The following is a 2,764-nucleotide window of genomic DNA, read 5'->3' as shown; positions in this document are numbered from 1 at the left end:
GTCCAGCCTGCCCAGCCATAAGAGCCACTAGCTCAGTCGGTAGAGCACAAGACTTTTAATCTTGGTGTCCGGGGGTTCGATTCCCCCGGTGGCTCACCACTTTAAATGCCGTAAGGCTGAAAAATTTGGGCCATTAGCTCAGTTGGTAGAGCACCTGACTCTTAATCAGGGTGTCCTGGGTTCGAGTCCCCGATGGCCCACCATAATATGCGGGCGTGGCGGAATTGGCAGACGCGCTAGACTTAGGATCTAGTGCCCAGTGCGTGGGGGTTCAAGTCCCTCCGCCCGCACCATCCCTGGCCAGATAGCTCAGTAGGTAGAGCAGGGGACTGAAAATCCCCGTGTCGCTGGTTCGATTCCGGCTCTGGCCACCAAATTTTATGCGGGAATAGCTCAGTTGGTAGAGCGTCACCTTGCCAAGGTGAATGCCGCGGGTTCGAGTCCCGTTTCCCGCTCCAAAATTTAATATGGCGGCATAGCCAAGTGGTAAGGCAGAGGTCTGCAAAACCTTTATTCCCCAGTTCGAATCTGGGTGCCGCCTCCAAACAAAAAAGACTGCGAAAGCAGTCTTTTTATTTTAGTTTTTTCTCTGTAATTTTGTTTGTAAGTTTTTGATATCATCTATTGTTTTAGCAGGAGAAGCTATGTAATGTTTACTATCAAAACCAGTTAAATATATTGAATTATAGTCATCAAATAAAAACAACATATATTTAGGATACATATCATTTGAATTCTCTTTTACTTCTCCAAATACAACATAATTAGTTGCCTTTCCAAGATTATATGCAAACAAATCATAGGTTTTGTTATCAATTTTTATTTTTCCATTTAAAATTATTTGTTTGTTAAAATCTTTTATAGATAATCTTTTAGTAATAAACCCGTCAATTTCTATAGTTGGGCTAGATGAAACAGATATAAGATCTGTTGTTGAAATAGGATTATTGAATGTCTTATGGAATTTTGTAGGTCTAGTATAGAATGCACCTGCTATTGTAATAACAATGAATATTATTGCAATAACATATAAAAATTTAGTTGTGTTTGTCTTTATTATTTTCATAATTATCCCCCTTAGTAGAAAATATTATATTGGCAAAAAATTAAAATCATATCCTAATTTTGTATTAATGATGGTATGAAACTACAACAGGATAATGGATAGGTGCCAATCTATAGATTAATAATCTCTATTGAAAGTTATCCATTCTTTAAATCTAGTATATATGCATCATAACAAAAAGAAACAGTTTCATATGGTTTAATATCTGCTTTAATAGCATATGAGACAACTTAAAAGCTTGACTCTAATATCCAATAGTACTTCCTTTTATGAAATTTATTATTGTTGCCGCAGTTGATACATAGTCAGATACTGTATTATGCTTATATGCTCTATCTACAAATAATTTCGATTGAGTTAGTTGCGTTTTATCTAAACTTGCATAGGAAGTTATATATTCTTTGAAGGCAGGAGTAGTTACCCCCATTGGTTTTATAATTTCATTAGATAGAAAAATAGCAAGTGCATTCTGCGTTGGACAAACCTTAGAAGAAAAATAAAAAATTAATACAGAAAATTTTTTTCTAGAAATATTATTTATTGGGAAAATGTATATATAAATAATAATAAACCAGTTACAAATAATTGTAAACAAAAACATATTAATGAAGAGATATATTTATTTTAAACATATTCACAAACTGGTTTATCTAAATTGAATATTGAAAAAACAAGAAATATATATTAGTATTTCATTAAAAGTATAATATGGGGGATAAGAAGATGGGGAAGTTAAACTATATTTTTTCGTTTATTATGTGTATTGTACCATTATACTTAATAAATTTCACATCATTTAATTTATCGTTTGCTCTTTTGATTTTAGTTGCACTAAATTTTTTGCATAAGATGTTTATGTTTTCTGATTCTAGGGTTGATTTAAGTAGGTGGGTACATAATTATAAAAGTATACCTAGAGAAGATTTAAAGAATATAGTTACAAAGATAAAGGAACTTACATTTATATTTACAATGGCTTCAGTGGGCTTGCTTTTTATTTTAAATTATATTGAAAATTCAATAGGATTAAGAAGAATTGATAACAATATAAAAATTTTCATAGCAAAGGGAATAATGGTTATTTTGTTCATATTAATTATAGCTCCAGATGTGATATCTACATATGAAGTTAATAAAATTGAAGTTAAATCAACTAATCCTTGTGTATCACGAATTAATACAAATAGAATAATAGAGAAAATAAAAGATATTATAAGCTAATTTAATTTAAAGGGCATTTATGCCTATGTTAATATATAATTAAAGTGATAATATATAAAAGTCGCTTGCGGGGAGCAGCGATGAAAAAGAAAAAACAAAAAAGATATTGACAAAATGAAAAAGACGTGATAACATAAATAAGCGTCGACGGTCCTTGAAAACTGAACAGCGAGAGCGAACGTACTTTGAAGCTCAGGTTAGAACATGAGAGTTTGATCCTGGCTCAGGACGAACGCTGGCGGCGTGCCTAACACATGCAAGTCGAGCGGAGGGGATAGGAGCTTGCTCCTTGAACCTTAGCGGCGGACGGGTGAGTAACACGTGGGTAACCTGCCCTTGAGAGGGGGATAACAGGTCGAAAGGCCTGCTAATACCGCATAACGCTAAGATGCCGCATGGCGTCTTAGCCAAAGGTTAATTCCGCTCAAGGATGGGCCCGCGGCCCATTAGCTAGTTGGTGAGGTAATGGCTCACCAA

The 2,764-nt window shown here is 34.4% G+C and carries 3 protein-coding genes, 6 tRNA genes and 1 rRNA gene (1 of these 10 cut by a window edge); 8 read left to right on the top strand and 2 right to left on the bottom strand.

Going from position 1 to position 2,764, the window contains the following annotated elements:
• Nucleotides 1-21 precede the first annotated feature (21 nt).
• From TCEL_RS12585 to TCEL_RS12560, 6 genes are all read left to right on the top strand, one after another.
• Nucleotides 22-99: transfer RNA gene (locus TCEL_RS12585), tRNA-Lys, on the top strand.
• Between the two features lie 28 nt (nucleotides 100-127).
• Nucleotides 128-203: transfer RNA gene (locus TCEL_RS12580), tRNA-Lys, on the top strand.
• Nucleotides 204-209: 6 nt separating this feature from the next.
• Nucleotides 210-293, top strand: a tRNA-Leu gene (locus tag TCEL_RS12575).
• A 5-nt stretch (nucleotides 294-298) separates the two neighbouring features.
• Nucleotides 299-374, top strand: a tRNA-Phe gene (locus TCEL_RS12570).
• A gap of 8 nt (nucleotides 375-382) precedes the next feature.
• Nucleotides 383-458, top strand: a tRNA-Gly gene (locus TCEL_RS12565).
• 11 nt (nucleotides 459-469) lie between these two features.
• Nucleotides 470-544, top strand: a tRNA-Cys gene (locus tag TCEL_RS12560).
• 33 nt (nucleotides 545-577) lie between these two features.
• On the opposite strand, the gene TCEL_RS12555 is transcribed toward TCEL_RS12560, so the two are convergent.
• Complete coding sequence (locus TCEL_RS12555) at nucleotides 578-1,066, bottom strand: hypothetical protein (RefSeq protein WP_018666640.1); 489 nt, start codon at nucleotides 1,064-1,066, stop codon at nucleotides 578-580.
• Nucleotides 1,067-1,310: 244 nt separating this feature from the next.
• Nucleotides 1,311-1,493, bottom strand: a complete 183-nt coding sequence (locus TCEL_RS13605) for a hypothetical protein (protein ID WP_018666638.1) — start codon at nucleotides 1,491-1,493, stop codon at nucleotides 1,311-1,313.
• 296 nt (nucleotides 1,494-1,789) lie between these two features.
• Between TCEL_RS13605 and TCEL_RS12550 the strand changes: the two genes are divergently transcribed.
• Nucleotides 1,790-2,287, top strand: a complete 498-nt coding sequence (locus tag TCEL_RS12550; RefSeq protein WP_040684119.1) for a hypothetical protein — start codon at nucleotides 1,790-1,792, stop codon at nucleotides 2,285-2,287.
• A gap of 200 nt (nucleotides 2,288-2,487) precedes the next feature.
• Nucleotides 2,488-2,764, top strand: a 16S ribosomal RNA gene (locus TCEL_RS14470); it runs 1,288 nt beyond the window's last position.

It is taken from the genome of Thermobrachium celere DSM 8682 (assembly GCF_000430995.1).
Taxonomy (GTDB): domain Bacteria; phylum Bacillota; class Clostridia; order Clostridiales; family Caloramatoraceae; genus Thermobrachium; species Thermobrachium celere.
This window is presented reverse-complemented; position numbering and strand designations above follow the sequence as displayed.

Coding starts and splice junctions, on each gene's coding strand:
- TCEL_RS12555 (WP_018666640.1), bottom strand. CDS start 1,066: ATGAAAATAATAAAGACAAACACAACTAAATTTTTATATGTTATTGCA.
- TCEL_RS12550 (WP_040684119.1), top strand. CDS start 1,790: ATGGGGAAGTTAAACTATATTTTTTCGTTTATTATGTGTATTGTACCA.
- TCEL_RS13605 (WP_018666638.1), bottom strand. CDS start 1,493: ATGGGGGTAACTACTCCTGCCTTCAAAGAATATATAACTTCCTATGCA.